Below are 14,943 nucleotides of genomic sequence, written 5' to 3'. Positions count from 1 at the left end.
AGAATTAAATCAGAGTGAATACTACAAGCTTGTTACATCGACTTAATGATGAATATGAATACAACTTAGAGATTGAGTGAAATAAGGTAAGCTTAAAGAATATAGACTTACCTTATTCAAGCATCAGCGTGGTTAATTGTCTGGTAAATTGGTTGAGCACACTTCGCAATGTGGATTTTTAGGTAATTTGAATTCACGAAATTGCATTCGCATTGCGTCAAACATCAACACCTTGCCATGTAAATGTTCACCATACCTTGTAAGCAGTTTGATAGCTTCAACGGCTTGTAAAGTACCAATAGTGCCTACAACAGGCGCCATTACGCCAGCTTCAACACAACTTAAAGCGTTATCACCAAAAAGATGACTTAAACAGCGATAGCAAGGCTCATCATCTCGATAGGTGAATACGCTGATTTGACCTTCCATCCGAATAGCCGCACCAGAAACGAGCGGTTTTTTCTGATGAAAACAGAGGCGATTAAGTTGCTCACGCACTGTCACATTATCAGTGCAATCCATAACAAGGTTATGGTGGCTAATAAGCTCCGCTAAAGCTTCATCTTCAAGTAATGCATCAACGGTTTCTATTGTGACATGAGGATTAATTGCTTCTAATGTTGCTTTCGCAGATAGTACTTTGGGTTGACCAATCGTGGCGTCGCGATGAAGAATTTGTCGCTGAAGATTAGAAAGGGAAACCGTATCAAAATCTAATAAAGTGAGTTTTCCTACACCTGCTGCTGTAAGATATTGTGAGGCACTACATCCTAAGCCACCTGCACCAACTATCAGTACAGAGGCACTTTTCAGCGCCTCTTGACCATCAAAATCAAAGCCCCTTAATACAATCTGGCGATTGTAACGTAGTGTTTCTTCATCCGTTAATTCAATACTCATAAAGGCTATTCGCTTTTTAATAGAGAATTAAATAGCTCGATAGTAACAGTTTCGCCAGCTGCAACTTTACCGCGTTCACGCTCTAAAACGATAAAGCAATTAGCGGCACTAAAAGAGCTATAAACATGGGAACCTTGATGCCCAGATGTTTCGACTTGCCATACGCCCTCGGCATTAATACTGGCAATACCACGTTGGAAATCAAGACGACCCGCTGATTTTTTCAATGGAGATTGTGCAATAGCTTGGAAACGTTGCGGTGCTTTCCAATGGCTAAAACCAGATAGGCGTGCAATTAACGGTTGAACCAATTGATAGAATGTCACTGTGGCTGACACGGGATTACCCGGCAAACCGCAGAACCATGCATTGTGTAAGCGACCGAAAGCAAAAGGTTTTCCCGGTTTAATGGCTAATTTCCAAAAACCAATTTCGCCAATTTCATCAAGAATTTGTTTCGTATAATCGGCTTCGCCTACAGAAACACCGCCACTGCTGATGACTAAATCTGCTTCTTGATCAGCCTTTTTAAAGGTTTCACGCAGTTTTTCTGGTGAATCAGGAATAACGCCTAAATCTAAAACTTCACATCCTAGTTTTTCAAGCATTAAACGTACCGCAAAGCGGTTGGTATCATAAATTTGTCCCGCTTTTAATGGCTGACCGATAGTTTGTAATTCATCACCCGTTGAGAAAACAGCGACTTTTAAACGACGATAAACTTGTACTGTTGCTACACCTAAAGAGGCAATTAAAGGTAATTGCGCTGTTGAAAGCTTCGTGCCAGCAGGTAATACAATATCGTTTTCTTTAATATCTTCACCAATACGGCGAATATTCTGGCCTTTTTTAGCAAGCTGTGAAAAACGGACACCATGTTCGGTCACTTCGGCTTCTTCTTGCATAATAACAGTATCAACACCAGCAGGAACCATAGCTCCTGTCATAATGCGTACACATTGCCCAGCTGGGAGTTCTCCCTCAAAAGGAATACCCGCGAACGATTTACCAGCAACAGGAAGTGGAGTTTGAGCTTCTAAGTCAGCGTAACGAAGTCCATAACCATCCATTGCCGAATTATCAAACGGTGGCACATTCAGTGGAGAGGTAATATCTTCACTTAGAATATAATCTGCGGCGTTATTTAATGGAATGTTAAGGGTATTGGTAATTGCCAGCGGTTTTTCAAGTAGTTTTTCTAGCGCTTCATCAAGAGATAATAAACCGCTAACGTGACATTGACTCATCATATACTCCAAGATCTATCGAAATGTTCTGTTTTATTTCATGATACTAATCTATCACGATGAACATCATCATGTCAGAGATCATCTTGTGAATAGAAAGAAATGAAACTTTTTATTGCAAAAATGTTAACTGATTGGAGTTAATATGTTGCTTGTTCTGTTATTAATGAGTAGCACATTTAAAATGATAAAACAAAATAATGGATATCCATGAATACTTCAAATCACCAAAGTCATTCAGCGCAAGCTTTTCATATCGCGTTTAGCGGGTTTCTTGCTTTAGTGGTTGCAATGGGAATAGGGCGCTTTACCTTTACACCGCAAGTGCCGTTGATGATTGCAGAATATCAATTGACGTTAACAAGTGCGGGAATTGTCGCTGCATTTAATTATCTTGGTTATCTTGCAGGCTCCTATGATGCGATGAAAGCTGTTAAAGGTGTGGGGTATCGCTTGTGGGCGGGTCTTTGGGGGGCGGTGATAATCACGCTGTTGTCTGCTTTTTTAAATGATGCTTTTACACATAGTATTGCACGTTTTTTTATTGGTTGGGCAAGTGGTTGGACATTAGTGCTGGTGGCTTCATGGGCTAACGAGTTACTGGCTCGCCTTAATCGACCTGCATTAAGTGTGGCTGTTTATGCAGGAACGGGTGCTGGTATATTTATCAGCGGTATTCTTGCTGTGTTAATTATGAAATGGCAAATGAGTGCAGCGGTAGGGTGGTTAATTTATGGTTCTCTTGCTTTTATTTGTGCCATATATGTGAGCTACCATCTTCCAAAGCCTTGGACAATGAGCAGAGAGGAAGTAAAAGTCACCTCTTTAACGCTTACGCCAGCGATAAAAAGGCTGATTTGGGGTTATACCTTTGCTGGGTTTGGCTATATTTTACCCGCAACTTTTCTTTCTCAAATGGCAGCAGAACGCTTTCCAGGGAGCTTAATTGCGCAATTTGTTTGGCCTGTTTTTGGTGCTTCTGCGGCATTATGTATTGGGATCGCTATTTTCACGCGTAATGTATTAAACACGCAGTTACGTTTAGCCATTACGCTTTGGTTACAAGCGTTAGGCATACTGATTGCGCTGTGGGTTCCTACCATTACTGGGTTGGCGATAGGGGCATTTTTAATTGGTGGCGGCTTAATGTGTGCAGTACAACTGGCGTTTTTACGAGGTCGTGAATTAGCGCCTCAACATGGGCGTTATATGGCGGGTTTACTCACCACTTTTTATGCCATCGGGCAATTAGTTGGCCCCGTAATTTCTTCACTTTCAACAGCATTGACGGGAAAATTAGAACCTGCTCTTTATGTCGCTTTTATTGTATTGATAATCGGTGGTTTTCTGGTGTGTTTAAAAGAAAAAAATCAGGCTTAAACTAAAAATAGCTCATACAAAAATGCAATAATTTCATAACGGAAAATGCGGTATTGCTGGATAATGTGATTGAGGTCATCTAAAGTGTAGGCTGTTGTTGCTAATAGCGATAACGGCTACTTAATTAATGTGTTTATCGGAGAGTCCAATGTCATCATTAAGTAAAGAGGCGCAATGGGTGCACGCTGCGTTAGTTGAACGCGGTTTGGAAACGCCTCTTCGTGAACCGAAACTCTCTCCAAGTGAGAGCAAACAGCAAATTGAACATCATATGACAGAAGTGATGAAGCTGTTAAATCTAGATTTAAGCGACGATAGTTTAGCTGAAACTCCTCGTCGTATCGCTAAAATGTATGTTGATGAAATTTTCTCAGGGCTGGATTACCACAATTTCCCCAAAATCACACTAATCGAAAATAAAATGCAAGTTGATGAAATGGTGACGGTACGAGATATCACATTAACAAGTACTTGCGAACACCACTTTGTCACCATTGATGGTAAAGCTATTGTGGCTTATATCCCGAAAGATAAAGTGATTGGGTTATCTAAAATTAATCGAATTGTGCAATTCTTTGCTCAGCGTCCTCAAGTTCAAGAGCGCTTAACACAGCAAATCCTTATCGCATTACAAACGTTACTAGGCACAAAAAATGTAGCTGTTTCTATTGATGCGGTTCACTATTGTGTTAAAGCTCGTGGTATTCGTGATGCAACTAGTGCAACAACAACAACTTCATTAGGCGGGTTATTTAAATCTAGTCAAAATACGCGTCAGGAGTTTTTGCGCGCTGTTCGTCATCTTTGAGATTTAAATAAAAATGAATGAATCGTCTCATCAACGTATTGAAGCCCTCGATGCGTTGAGAGGAATGGCGATCCTTGGCATTTTATTGCTCAATATTTCAGGTTTTGCATTATTAAGAGTGGCTTCATTTAATCCATTACATTCGGGAGAAGCCTCTTTTGGTGATCGTATAACATGGATGGCATTAAATCTGTTTGCTCAAGGAAAATTCCTCTTTATTTTTGCGTTGCTATTTGGTGGTACGCTTTATCTCCTTTTGTATAAAGGAACTCGTTTTAATTTATCGCGATTAGTTGTACTGGCATTAATTGGTGTTATTCACACATTATTTATTTGGGAAGGGGATATTTTATTTCCATATAGTATATGTGGTTTATTTGTTTTTGCGTTTATCAAATCAATCGCAACAAAGCACCAATTTATATTGGGAGTGATACTCTATTTTTGTGGCGCACTGATTTTAGGTGCGCTGTTTTACTATTATCGTGATTTTATTGATACCGTTTGGTATAGCACGCCATATTCTCAATTGTCTGAATCAGATTGGAAAACAGGGCCTTATTTAAATAGTGTTTATTATCGTTTGAATGAACTAAGTCTTTTTGTTTTTAATCTAGTACGTCAATACAGTTGGTTTTTGTTTGGTGCGATGTTGATGGGTTCTGCATTAATGGCATCAGGTTGGTTGCAGCAGAAATTTAGTCGCGCTCATTATGGTCATGTGGCACTTTATTTCCTCACAATTAGTTTAAGCTTACAAACGGTTATTGTGCTGGTGGATTATTATCTTGATTGGGATTACCGCTGGGCGGCTATTTGGGCACAACCTTTAACCATGTTGATCCAAGTGATGCAAAGTTTGGGGTATATTGCGCTGTTTTATTGGAGTTGGAATATTATTCAACACTCTTATTTTGCCTATGCTTTACGTTGTGTTGGCAAAATGGCGTTAACAACTTATTTAATGCAAAGTGTTATCGGTATTTATTTATTTCAGCGTATGGGGCTATTTAATCAATTTACTCTACCTGAACTGATGCCTTTTGTTGCCGTCATTTGGGCAATCAATATTGCTTTTGCTGTGATTTGGTTACGTTATTTTCCACAAGGGCCAATAGAGTGGATTTGGCGTAAATCAGCCTCGAAATTAGCGCAATTCTTTTAGCTTTTTTCATGATTATTTTCATTTAGAGGAAGTGATTCGACTTCCTCTGGTGAAACCGCAGGATAACCTTTAATGCCTTCAGGAATAGATTGTATTGCGGGAATAGTTTCTGGCGGCCCTAAAAAGCGTGGTTCGCGGTTTAGAATATAAACATCAATTATGGCACCTGCTCTGGCAAATACTTCACGTACACGTACTTTAAACATGCTTTTAGGCGATGCAACCGCAAAGCATTGTGCATCAATTCCTTTTTCTAATGCGATAAAAACAGCTCGTTCACAGTGAAAACGCTGAGTAATAATGGTAAATCCATCTGTACCAAATACCTCTTTTGTTCGTACTACTGAATCAAGTGTTCTGAAGCCTGCAAAATCCATCACAATACGAGAGGCAGGAATGCCCGCTTTAATGAGATCCTTACGCATCGTATTTGGTTCATTATAACTATGTTTTGCATTATCGCCGCTGAGCAATAAATACTGAATTTTGCCACTATTATAAGCATTTACAGCGCCTTGGATGCGGTATTGATAAAACTGATTTATATAACCGCTGGTATAGTACTTTGATGTGCCTAACACCATGCCCACTTTTTTAGCAGGTAATGTATCCACGTCTTCAAATATATAGGGATTGGTTTTCCACCCGATCCAGCGATCGCAGGCAATCAAGGTGACTGCAAGTAGAATAAAAATTGTGAGAAAAAGATAAATGAGGCGTTTTAGCATGTCCTTGCCTTAATGACGCAAATAACGAATGACTTTCATAATAGTTAAGGCTACTTGAGCGGCGATAGGGAAGCAAGAAAAAAGCGCCTCATATTAAGTAATGACGCGCTTTTCGGAATGGTACTTAGTGTTTCAAACTACTTAGAACGAGGTTCTTTTGTAAATACGGTACTCTGGTGACCAATAGTTACGTTCAATTGCTTCTTCTAATGCTGAATCAGAAGTAACAGTAGCAACACCTTGTACTTGTGCTTCTTTTGCAACTTGTTTTGCGATATAGCGCGAAACTTTTTGAATATCAGCCAGTAAAGGTAACAGAGAACCATCACCGTCTTTTGCCATTGGTGAGCAATCTGCTAATGCGCGACTTGCCACCATCAACATGGCATCAGTAACACGTTTTGCACCACATGCGATAACACCTAATCCAATACCTGGGAAGATATAAGAGTTGTTGCACTGTGCAATTGGATATTCTTTATCTTTGTATTTAACTGGTGCAAATGGACTACCTGTTGCCACTAAAGCTTGTCCATCAGTCCAGTTGATAATATCTTCAGGACGCGCCTCTACACGAGACGTCGGGTTAGATAATGGCATTACGATAGGGCGTTCACAGTGTTTGTGCATTTCACGAATAATTTCTTCAGTGAATAAGCCTGCTTGTCCTGAAACACCAATCAAAATAGTTGGTTTTGCATTCTTAACCACTTCTAGTAGTGAAATAGCATCGCTTTCGGTTTGCCAATCAGCAATAGTTTCGCTTTTTTGGATAAGTTTGCTTTGGAAATCAAGTAAATTTGGCAGTTTGTCTGTTAATAAGCCGAAACGGTCAACCATAAAGATACGTTCACGCGCTTGCTCATCACTTAAACCTTCAGATTTCATTTGGGCGATGATTTGCTCGGCAATACCACAACCCGCAGAACCTGCGCCTAAGAAAGTGACAGTTTGATCTTTTAATTGGCGACCCGCAGCACGACTTGCTGCAATTAGGCTACCTAAAGTGACCGACGCTGTACCTTGAATATCGTCATTAAAGCAACATAATTCATCACGATAACGATTTAATAAAGGCATCGCATTTTTTTGTGCGAAATCTTCAAATTGTAGTAAAACATTTGGCCAGCGACGTTTAACAGCTTGGATAAACTCATCGACAAACTCGTTATATTCATCACCTGTAATACGAGGATGACGCCATCCCATATACAGTGGATCGTTTAAGCGTTGTGGATTATTCGTTCCCACATCTAGCACAACAGGCAGGGTGTAAGCTGGGCTAATACCACCACACGCGGTATATAAAGAGAGTTTACCGATAGGAATGCCCATACCACCGATACCTTGATCACCTAAACCAAGAATACGTTCGCCATCAGTCACAACAATCACTTTTACGTTTTGTTTAGTGGCATTTTGTAGCATATCGTCGATATTGGCGCGGTTAGGGTAAGAGATAAATAAACCGCGAGCGCGACGATAAATATCGGAGAAATGTTCACAGGCTTCACCCACTGTTGGTGTGTAAATGATTGGCATCATTTCAGTGAGGTGAGATTCTAATAAACGGTAAAATAGAGTTTCGTTAGTGTCTTGAATATTTCTTAGGTAAATATGTTTATCGTTATCGTTTTTGAAATCAAGATATTGGCGATAAGCGCGTTCAACCTGTTCTTCAATGGTTTCTACTGCTTCAGGCAGTAAACCATGTAAGTTAAAGGTGCTGCGTTCTTCATCGCTAAAAGCACTACCTTTATTTAACAGGGGAAATTCAAGCAGGATTGGGCCTGCATACGGGATGTAGAGAGGGCGTTTACTTTCGTGTTCCAGTTCCATGAAAAATACTCTTGTAAGGCAGTTAGTCACATGACAATTGTAGATCCTACAAAATAATAAAAATATGTACAGCTTATGTTATTTTTTTATGATTTTTATGCTTGGAAATGAGAGATAGATACGGTTGTTACAACTTTTTCTGGTAAGCATCAGCAAAATTTACATGCTGATGCTTTTTTTAGGAGAGATTTTTAGAGGAATAAGTTAAAACTTTTTACAAAGTGATGCGTTGCATTTGGCGGCAACCTAAAGCAGTTAATGTTGCTTGTGTTGCATCCCATTGCGTTAAAATTGTCTCTGCTTTTTCAATTAAGACAGCAGATTCAATATCCATCACACACTCACCTGCCATATTTAATAAAATTAATGCCGCTTGTAATGGCGGTAAACTTGGATTAAATGCGGCATTTTCAGCGTAGCTACCTTGGAAAATTTTGCCATTTTTCATTTGAACAGCAATACCACTGTGCGATCCACTATAAGGAGCATGGCTACGATTGGCAGCTTGTAGTGCCTGTTGTGCTAATTCACTAGGGTTATCAATTTTGTAACCGTGATTAACTTTGTCCATTAATAAAGAGGTGATATTGAGATCTTTCGGGCCAAAGCTATCAGGTAAATAATCGCCTAATGTTGCCATTTTTCTACCCGGCAACTGAATTTGAATATGGGTGCCACTGTTCAATTCGTTCATAAACTGGCGGCAATGACCACAAGGTGTATAGTTAACGGTGACTGAGATTAAGCGAGATTCACCACGTAACCATGCATGAGTCACGGCGCTTTGTTCAGCATGAACCGTTTGTTGTAGCGGTGCGCCAGCAAATTCCATATTGGCACCGAAATAGAGATTACCACTTTCGCCACGAGCAATCGCACCCACTTTGAAATTAGAGATTGGCGCGACAGCACAAGCTGCGGCAACTGGTAGAAGTGCTAGGGCTAAGGCATCATCATTACATTGTAACTGTGTTTTTATGGCATTGACCTGTTCTGCCGTAAACATTGCAGGGAATTCATCCTGCTCAAGATAAGGAGCAAGTGCTTGTTGTAACTGAGGGGATAAATCTGACCAAATTGCCTGAAAACGAGTATGCATACATGAGTCTCCCATTAATCTTTCTGTATTATAAGATTCTAGGCATCTTTACCCATTCTTATATGTGATGAAAATCATATTTTCAATGAAACAATTGCAACAAATTCATTAATTGAGAGATGTATCTCAAATTTATAGTAAAAATCCCCGAAATAAATTTAATTAAATCGAGGATTTAAGAATGGAGAATTAGAAAGGTATCAACTATAAAGATGCAAAATAATAGGGAAGATAAATGGCGCTGTAAGGGAAGTAATAATCCCACAGGTCATTAATGCCAGTGAGCTATAAGCACCTTCAATATAATCGACTTCAGCCGCTCTTGCTGTTCCCACTGCGTGAGAAACGGTTCCCATTGCTAAACCACGAGATGCGTGAGTAGGAATACGCAGTATTTTAAAGAGTGTGTGACCAAAAATGGCACCTAAAATACCTACTGCAATAACACATGCAGCACTGATTGCAGGAATACCACCTATGGAATCTGCGACAGCCATTGCGATAGGCGTTGTCACTGATTTAGGTAAAATTGATGCAGCAATTTCGGGTGTTGCTCCTGCCCATAAGGCAATTGCAGTACCACTGACCATTGCGGCAATACTACCAATAAAGCAAATACTGATCAGCGATTTCCACTGTGCGCGAATTTGGTGTAATTGCTGGTAAAGCGGTATCGCTAAAGCGACAACAGCAGGTTGCAGTAAGTCATTTAAAATACGACTACCTGCAAAATAATGCTCATAAGGTGTGTGCGTGATTAATAGAATGGGAATAATAACTGCAATACCAATAAGCAACGGGTTTAATATTGGTAATTTATAACGAGCCGCAAGTTTACGTGATAAATAAAAGACGATTATGGTGAGAGGAAGTGACCACCAGATATTCATTAACATTAACATTTTTTCTTCTCACTTAACGTTTTATCGTCGTCTTTTTCTTTTGCTACAACAACATCTTCAACTTGGTCTGGTTTTGCACCAACAATAATGCGTTCACGATGAACGTAGTGTGAACAATAAGCAACCAATGCCATTACACCAAAGGTACTGACTATACAGGCTAAAACAATCGGGAAGAGTTGCTGACTTAATAAATCATAATAGTTCATGACGGCTACCCCGATAGGAATAAAGAGTAATGTCATATTTTTTAATAGAATATTGGCACCCGGTTTTACCCAGCGTAATGGAATAAGCTGGAAAGCAAGTAAACCAAAAAGGATCAGTAAGCCAACAATACTGCCTGGAACCGCAAAGGGCAAAAGGGCTGAAATAAGATTACCTGCAAAAAGACAAAGATAAAGTACCAAAAAAGATCGTAGATAGTGCCAAAGTGTAATCTGCACTCGTGCCCGTTTAGATTTCATAAGTAAGTGTCCCAAATCAACTAACAGATTTATCATACACCGATTTTGAAAGTGTGCTACGGATCACAATAAAAAAAGAGCGGGGCTCTTATAGAACCCCGCCATTTATTTATTTGGCAAATGAATCTTGGTTGTTATTTCACTTGCTGACCCGGTTTTGCACCAGAATCTGGGCTGAGTAAGAAGATATCTTTATCACCAGGGCCTGCTGCCATTACCATGCCTTCCGAAATACCAAAACGCATTTTACGAGGTGCTAAGTTTGCTACCATAACGGTTAGACGACCTTCCAACACTTTTGGATCTGGGTATGCTGTACGAATGCCAGAGAATACTTGGCGAGTTTCACCGCCTAAGTCCAAAATTAGTTTCAGTAACTTGTCTGATCCTTCAACAAAATCAGCTTGTTTAATTTCAGCAATACGCATATCGATTTTCGCAAAATCATCAAAGTTGATGGTTTCTTGAATTGGGTCATCTGCTAATGGACCAGTCACTTCTTTTACTGGTGCAATGGTGCTTTTAGATGCTTCAACCATTGCATTAGCTTTATCCATTTCAATGCGGTTAAACAGCGCTTTGAATTTTGTAATATCTTGATTTAGCAGTGGTTGCTCAAGCGCATCCCATGTTAATTCAGTTTGCAAGAAGGCTTCTGTACGTTCTGTTAATGAAGGTAAAACAGGTTTCAGATATGTCATCAGTACACGGAATAAGTTAATACCCATTGTACAAATAGCTTGTAGCTGTGCATCTTGACCTTCTTGTTTTGCTACAACCCACGGCGCTTTTTCATCAATATAGCGGTTGGCTTCATCCGCTAATGCCATGATTTCACGAACTGCTTTACCAAATTCACGATTTTCAAATGATTGTGCGATAGTTTCTTTCATATCAACAAAGTGTTGATAAAGCTTAGCATCATCTAAAGAATCAGCTAATTTGCCATCAAAACGCTTGCTGATAAAACCCGCTGTACGTGATGCAAGGTTAACGACTTTATTAACAATATCGCTGTTAACACGTTGAACAAAGTCTTCTAAGTTTAGGTCAATATCGTCAATGCGTGAGGAAAGTTTTGCCGCATAGTAATAACGCAGGCAATCTGCATCAAAATGATCAAGGTAAGCACGAGCTGTAATAAAGGTGCCACGAGATTTTGACATCTTCGCGCCATTGACAGTGACATAACCGTGAACAAACAGGTTGGTTGGCTTGCGGTATTCGCTGCCTTCTAACATGGCAGGCCAGAATAAGCTGTGGAAATAGACGATATCTTTACCAATAAAGTGATAAAGGTCTGCTTTGCTGTCTTTATTCCAGAACTCATCAAAACTTAAATCACCACGCTTTTCACATAAGTTTAAGAAAGAGCTCATGTAGCCGATTGGTGCATCTAGCCATACATAGAAATATTTACCCGGTGCATCTGGGATTTCAAATCCAAAATAAGGTGCGTCACGAGTGATATCCCACTGTTGTAAACCGCTGTCGAACCACTCTTGCATTTTATTCGCAACTTGCTCTTGCAGAGCACCAGAGCGGATCCACTCTTGTAACATGTTGCTAAATGCAGGTAAGTCGAAGAAATAGTGTTCAGTTTCACGCATAACAGGTGTTGAACCTGATACAACAGAGCGTGGATTAATTAATTCTGTTGGGCTGTAAGTTGAGCCACAAACTTCACAGTTATCACCATATTGGTCTTGCGCTTTACATTTAGGGCAAGTGCCTTTTACAAAGCGGTCAGGCAAAAACATGCCTTTTTCTTCATCATAAAGCTGAGAAATAGTTTTGCTTTTGATGTGACCATTTTTTTTCAGTGCAAGATAAATTTTAGTCGATAATTGGCGACTCTCTTCACTGTGTGTAGAGTGATAATTGTCGTAACTGATATTAAAACCAGCAAAATCCTGTTGATGCTCTTTGCTCATTTCTTCAATCATGGCTTCTGGCGTAATACCCAGTTGTTGAGCTTTCAGCATAATTGGAGTGCCGTGAGCGTCATCAGCGCAGATGAAATGAACTTCTTTGCCGCGCATTCGTTGATAACGGACCCAGATATCTGCCTGAATGTGCTCAAGGATATGACCGAGATGAATTGAACCGTTAGCATAAGGTAACGCGCAGGTTACCAATAATTTATTCGCGACGTGAGACATAGTAAGGATCTTACTTCCATAAAATTAATAAAAGGGACTTTGATGTTAACCGATCCGTCATGATGTCGCTAGGGCAATAATCGAGTTTTTGCAAGAGAAATTTCAGTTGGCAAATTGAGGTAAGGCATTAACGTAGTCATCTACTATCTGATATGATAGATGCACTCATATATTTAATAAATAATGAAAACGAGAGGAGCCGGGATGAGTGATAAATCCCCCGAGCAGACCACCCCTGAGATTCTGAACGAAAAAGTTTCAGGTGTCTTGTCTACTTTTGAACACCCGACATTGAAGCGTAATCTGCTTTCTCTAAAAGCATTACATCAATGTGCGATGATTGACGATGTTCTTCATATCGAGTTAGTGATGCCATTTGTTTGGAAAAAACCTTTCCAAGTCCTAATCGAAGAAAAAACAGCTGAACTTCGCAACATCACTGGTGCAAAAGCCATTGAATGGAAACTCAAGCACAATATTTCAACCTTACGCCGTGCAAATGATCTACCAGGCGTTAATGGTGTGCGTAATATTCTTGCTGTGAGCTCTGGTAAAGGTGGCGTTGGTAAATCAAGTACAGCAGTTAACCTTGCATTAGCTCTTGCACAAGAAGGTGCTAAAGTAGGTATTCTTGATGCTGATATTTATGGACCGTCTATTCCGAATATGTTGGGTACCACAATGGAGCGTCCAACGTCTCCTGATGGACAACATATGGCACCGATTATGGCTTATGGTTTAGCATCTAACTCTATCGGTTATTTAGTTACAGATGATAATGCAATGGTATGGCGTGGTCCTATGGCGAGCAAAGCATTAATGCAAATGCTCCAAGATACGCTATGGCCTGATTTGGATTATCTCGTTATCGATATGCCGCCGGGAACAGGTGATATCCAATTAACCTTATCTCAAAATATCCCTGTAACCGCTGCGGTTGTGGTAACAACACCACAAGATATCGCGCTGGTGGATGCAATGAAAGGGATCGTCATGTTTAAGAAAGTCAATGTACCTGTATTAGGTATTATTGAAAACATGAGCGCGCATATTTGTAGTAACTGTGGTCACCTTGAACCTATCTTTGGTACTGGTGGTGCGGCGAAATTGGCAGAGAAATATCATTGCCAATTATTAGGTCAAGTTCCTCTTCATATCTCTTTACGTGAAGACTTAGACCGCGGGCAACCAACAGTGATGCGTGATCCTGAAGGCGAATTTGCTGATATTTATCGCGAAATCGCATCAACAGTGTCTGCTCAAATGTATTGGGATGGCGATGCAATCCCAACGGAAATTTCTTTCCGCGCAGTGTAATGACAGTAAAATAATACGTTGAGTTATTTGCTGATTTAAATGGAGAGCTATTTGGCTTTCCATTTTTTACATGCGATTTCCGACTGTTTTTGATAAAAAACGAATAGATTTCTGGTTTTACGCTGGAACCAGAGTGATTTCAAAACTATAATCTGCGCTAGCGTAATATTTACATATTATTACGTTATCCCTCTTTTTATTTCAAACCAGGTTTTTGATTATGGCTGACACAGCACATCAGTGCACAATTGTAGGTATCGCTGGAGCTTCTGCTTCGGGTAAAAGTCTTATTGCAAGTACACTTTACCGCGAATTAAGAGCGCAAGTAGGTGATCATAATATCGGGGTGATACCAGAAGATTGTTATTATCGTGACCAAAGTGATTTAACGATGGAAGAACGATATAAGGTCAATTATGACCACCCAAATTCGATGGATCACGCACTTTTATATCAGCATTTGTGTGAACTAAAAGCAGGAAAAACCATCGAACTCCCTCAATACGACTACGTTGCTCACACTCGCAAAACAGAATCCATTCCTTTTCAACCTAAAAAAGTTATTATCATTGAAGGCATCTTGTTATTAACAGATAAACGCCTGCGTGAAGAGATGGATTTCTCTATCTTTGTTGATACGCCATTAGATATTTGCTTAATGCGTAGAATTAAACGTGATGTGAATGAACGTGGACGTAGCTTAGACTCAGTCATTGAACAATATAATAAAACCGTTCGTCCTATGTTCTTCCAGTTTATTGAACCTTCTAAACAATATGCCGATATTATTGTACCTAGAGGGGGTAAAAACCGCGTTGCGATTGATATTCTGAAAGCAAAAATTGGGCAGTTCTGCGAATAATAGGTTCATTTGTGGGCAGCTTTCATGCATGATGAAACTGCCTGTTTAACTTGAAGAAGGAAATAAA

The 14,943-nt window shown here is 39.9% G+C and carries 13 protein-coding genes; 5 read left to right on the top strand and 8 right to left on the bottom strand.

The window, feature by feature from the left end:
* Nucleotides 1-132: 132 nt before the first annotated feature.
* Nucleotides 133-900, bottom strand: coding sequence for a molybdopterin-synthase adenylyltransferase MoeB (moeB, locus tag ABN212_RS09915; RefSeq protein ID WP_349443171.1), 768 nt, complete (start codon nucleotides 898-900; stop codon nucleotides 133-135).
* A gap of 5 nt (nucleotides 901-905) precedes the next feature.
* Nucleotides 906-2,147 carry a molybdopterin molybdotransferase MoeA gene (gene moeA, locus ABN212_RS09910; RefSeq protein ID WP_349443170.1) on the bottom strand — a complete coding sequence of 414 codons (1,242 nt, stop codon included), beginning with the start codon at nucleotides 2,145-2,147 and terminating at the stop codon, nucleotides 906-908.
* A 210-nt stretch (nucleotides 2,148-2,357) separates the two neighbouring features.
* On the opposite strand from moeA, the gene ABN212_RS09905 reads away from it, so the two are divergent.
* From ABN212_RS09905 to yeiB, 3 genes are all read left to right on the top strand, one after another.
* Nucleotides 2,358-3,527, top strand: a complete 1,170-nt coding sequence (locus ABN212_RS09905) for a YbfB/YjiJ family MFS transporter (protein ID WP_349443169.1) — start codon at nucleotides 2,358-2,360, stop codon at nucleotides 3,525-3,527.
* Nucleotides 3,528-3,675: 148 nt separating this feature from the next.
* Complete coding sequence (folE, locus tag ABN212_RS09900) at nucleotides 3,676-4,335, top strand: GTP cyclohydrolase I FolE (protein WP_023581251.1); 660 nt, start codon at nucleotides 3,676-3,678, stop codon at nucleotides 4,333-4,335.
* A gap of 13 nt (nucleotides 4,336-4,348) precedes the next feature.
* Nucleotides 4,349-5,500: a DUF418 domain-containing protein YeiB gene (gene yeiB / locus ABN212_RS09895; protein WP_198620463.1), complete on the top strand. Its 1,152-nt coding sequence runs from the start codon at nucleotides 4,349-4,351 to the stop codon at nucleotides 5,498-5,500.
* Here the strand turns inward: yeiB and sanA are convergent.
* The 6 genes from sanA to metG all read right to left on the bottom strand — a co-directional run bounded on the left by sanA (nucleotide 5,497) and on the right by metG (nucleotide 12,697).
* Entirely contained in the window at nucleotides 5,497-6,228 is a 732-nt protein-coding gene (sanA, locus tag ABN212_RS09890; RefSeq protein WP_349443168.1) for an outer membrane permeability protein SanA, read from the bottom strand. The genes yeiB and sanA overlap by 4 nt on opposite strands.
* A gap of 141 nt (nucleotides 6,229-6,369) precedes the next feature.
* Nucleotides 6,370-8,067: an NAD-dependent malic enzyme gene (locus ABN212_RS09885; RefSeq protein WP_196533004.1), complete on the bottom strand. Its 1,698-nt coding sequence runs from the start codon at nucleotides 8,065-8,067 to the stop codon at nucleotides 6,370-6,372.
* Between the two features lie 214 nt (nucleotides 8,068-8,281).
* On the bottom strand, nucleotides 8,282-9,166 hold the full coding sequence (cdd, locus tag ABN212_RS09880; protein WP_198620465.1) for a cytidine deaminase: 885 nt from the start codon (nucleotides 9,164-9,166) through the stop codon (nucleotides 8,282-8,284).
* A 200-nt stretch (nucleotides 9,167-9,366) separates the two neighbouring features.
* Nucleotides 9,367-10,062, bottom strand: a complete 696-nt coding sequence (locus tag ABN212_RS09875) for a CidB/LrgB family autolysis modulator (protein ID WP_100159648.1) — start codon at nucleotides 10,060-10,062, stop codon at nucleotides 9,367-9,369.
* Nucleotides 10,062-10,535: a CidA/LrgA family protein gene (locus ABN212_RS09870; protein WP_349443167.1), complete on the bottom strand. Its 474-nt coding sequence runs from the start codon at nucleotides 10,533-10,535 to the stop codon at nucleotides 10,062-10,064. Before ABN212_RS09870 ends, ABN212_RS09875 begins: the two co-directional genes overlap by 1 nt.
* 134 nt (nucleotides 10,536-10,669) lie before the next feature.
* Nucleotides 10,670-12,697, bottom strand: coding sequence for a methionine--tRNA ligase (gene metG, locus ABN212_RS09865; protein WP_198629724.1), 2,028 nt, complete (start codon nucleotides 12,695-12,697; stop codon nucleotides 10,670-10,672).
* A 204-nt stretch (nucleotides 12,698-12,901) separates the two neighbouring features.
* Here metG and apbC point away from each other — a divergent pair, with 204 nt between their 5' ends.
* Nucleotides 12,902-14,014 carry an iron-sulfur cluster carrier protein ApbC gene (gene apbC / locus ABN212_RS09860; RefSeq protein ID WP_036912151.1) on the top strand — a complete coding sequence of 371 codons (1,113 nt, stop codon included), beginning with the start codon at nucleotides 12,902-12,904 and terminating at the stop codon, nucleotides 14,012-14,014.
* A 220-nt stretch (nucleotides 14,015-14,234) separates the two neighbouring features.
* Nucleotides 14,235-14,876, top strand: a complete 642-nt coding sequence (gene udk, locus ABN212_RS09855) for a uridine kinase (protein ID WP_109373469.1) — start codon at nucleotides 14,235-14,237, stop codon at nucleotides 14,874-14,876.
* The last annotated feature ends 67 nt before the right edge of the window (nucleotides 14,877-14,943 follow it).

Origin of the sequence: Proteus genomosp. 6 (assembly GCF_040139785.1) — a bacterium.
Lineage (GTDB): Bacteria > Pseudomonadota > Gammaproteobacteria > Enterobacterales > Enterobacteriaceae > Proteus.
The sequence above is the reverse complement of the archived record's forward strand: the minus strand, read 5'-3'. Positions and strand labels throughout refer to the sequence as shown.